At 42.5% G+C, this 2,646-nt stretch carries 1 protein-coding gene and 1 pseudogene; both read right to left on the bottom strand.

Translation table 11 applies throughout. The features are described 5' to 3' along the window. Positions 1 to 776 (bottom strand): RagB/SusD family nutrient uptake outer membrane protein (locus WBM49_RS07670; RefSeq protein ID WP_424371470.1); only part of this gene is annotated, 776 nt, incomplete at its 3' end. Positions 777 to 788: 12 nt separating this feature from the next. Next, a pseudogene (locus WBM49_RS07665) lies at positions 789 to 2,646 on the bottom strand (SusC/RagA family TonB-linked outer membrane protein); the annotation flags it as partial.

The following is a 2,646-nucleotide window of genomic DNA, read 5'->3' as shown; positions in this document are numbered from 1 at the left end:
TCTACATCCAGGAAGATCCCTTCGTATTCTGCCCTGTTAGCCAGCGGATAAGAATTTAACAAACTCTGGGCTAACGGAGCAGCAGTTGCATAATCTTCTCTATAAGCAGCAACTCTGGCTCTTAAGGCCGTAACGAAATCATCATTTACGAACGTATTACCTTCGTCCCCTGTAATCAGAGAGGCGGCCTGGTTCAGATCGCTTTGGATAAGTGCATAAAATTCTGCATTCGTACTTCTAAGCAACTGATCAGATGGTGTTGGCACAAAATCAAGTAATATTCCTGCAAGTGCATTATCATCTGTTAGGTCAGTACTGAAATAAGTCATGATAAAATGGTGCAACGCAGCACGGATGGCGTACGCCTGACCCAGTATATTGTTATACTGATCCTGCTCTCCGGCTTGAATCTCATAATTGCTAGCAGCCTCTCTGAGGATGTTAACATTGTTTAAACCTGCATAGGCTCCGGTCCAAAATGAGGTTGGTGCTGCACTGATGTTATTCAGAACAAAACCCCAGGTTCCGTCGCCGAGACCCTGGCCTCCGTTGTCAAAACCAATGGAAACCTCATCAGTAAACACAGCATTGAACTGAATTTCACTACTGGTGTCCAAGGTACCGTAGGTACCAAGTAATCCTGCTTCTAAATCATCTATGGTTTCAAAAGCAGCTCTTTCCGTCAACCTACCTGGCTGATCGATGTCGGTCGCATCTGAACATGAAAACAAGAACAGTGTTGCACATGCTATTATTGAAAAACTATATCTTTTCATTTTAATTTTTTTTTAGAAATTAATTTCTACACCTAAAGAATAAATAGAAGGAGTTGGAAACCTTCTGGAGGTATTCACAGTACTCTCTGCATCGAATCCTCTCCACTCAGTTAGGGTAAATACGTTTTCCCCACTGATGAAAAATCGCAATCCTTCCAACCCGGTTCCTTTCAGTTGTTTCTCAGTAAGTCCGTATCCTATGGTTGCATTACGCAATCGGATATAATCAGAATCTCTTAAGAACCTGTCAGAATTAGATTGTAGTGCCAAGTTTGTAAGACCAAGAGCTGGAATATCGGTAATCCTGTTATCCGGAGTCCATGCTCTTTGAATATCTCTTGACAATCTGAACTGTCCAATATTAGTTGGATTGATAAAGTTCGCATAGTCATTGTCGAATCTGTCAACACCCTCGGTATAGGTAAAAGTGGCGTTTACGAAGAAGCCTTCATGGCTGAAATCGAAACCAAAACTACCTTGCCACTCCGGAAAGATATTCTTTCCTGAGGCCACCCTGTCCGTGTCTGGATTCGGGTTTTCTGTTAAGTTACCATCGGCATCAAGGAAAAGCAGATTCCCGTTGGCAGGATTCACCCCTTGGTACCTTGTAGTGTAATACTCTCCATACAATCCACCTTCAACAAAACCAGCATCGAGGTTTCCTTCTGGAGAAGGAGTTTGCCCAACCGTGGCCACGTTATTGTTAGCAACGACCCTTAAAGTAAGTAAGGTGTTATTCTTGCGTAAGATGTCATACTGAACAGCAATATCGTACCCTTCATTCTCAAGGTCTCCAAAGTTCCTAAACAATCCTGTAACCCCGTTGATATTCGATACGGGAGTAAACTGGAAAAGATCTTCGGTTGTTTTCTGATAGTAGTCAACAGAACCTCTTACCCTGCTATTAAAAAATTCGAAGTCTAAACCAACGTTAAATTGCTTCACTACCTCAAATTTTAAGTCTGGCTGAGCTATCTGGCTCCTGAAAATACTGTTTACACCACCATATCCTGAACCTGTTGCGAAGAAGGCTTCAGTAAGGTCTGGTGCAGAAACGTTTCTTAAGAATCCACCTGCATCATTAATAATATCGTTACCGTTTGATCCGTAAGATCCACGTAACTTAAGTTCATTGATCCAGTCTACCGATTCCATAAAGGCCTCGTTAGAGATATTCCAACGGGCAGCAACTGAAAAGAATGTACCCCATTTGTTATCTCCTACGAATCTTGAACTTCCGTCTCTACGAACAGTCCCTGAGATTCCGTAACGGGTATCGTAATCGTAATCGACTAAACCTATATAAGAAAGCCTTCCGGTACTTAGGATGTTAGCGTTTGCGTCATCTACGAAGAAATCGTTAGCAGAGTTATCCGGCACAAAACTAGAGCCGTCTCCAGGAGATTCTGTTTTAGGGTCGGTACCTCTCGCTACAAATCCAAAAGTACTGTAGTGGTTTTTAGTGTATTCGAGGATGGCACTAGCATCTACTGAGTGCAAACCGAATTCCTTCGCGAAGTTAACACTTAGCGTATTGTTAACGCTCAAAGACCTGGTATTTTGCAAAGTTGTTATCCCAGGAGTAGTATTGCCTGTCTCAGCAAAAAGCTGTCTGGTAAAACCTCTTGAGGATTCCGCATCCAACCTTTTCTGCTCCGCATAATCAGTTGATATGATGTTGGAAACAGTAATATCATCCGTAAGCTTGTACGCTGCATTTGCAGATCCTATTAACCTGAATTCCTCCTCCTCGGAGGTAAAGATAAAAAGCTTATCCAATAGGAATAGAGGTGTATTCCTGAAGATAACAGGAATAGTGTTACCAGTTCCGGGCTGATAGTCGTCTGGTGACAAATATGGTACCCCCTGG

Origin of the sequence: Muriicola sp., assembly GCF_049669965.1 — a bacterium.
In the GTDB taxonomy this organism is placed as follows: Bacteria; Bacteroidota; Bacteroidia; order Flavobacteriales; family Flavobacteriaceae; genus Muriicola.
This window is presented reverse-complemented; position numbering and strand designations above follow the sequence as displayed.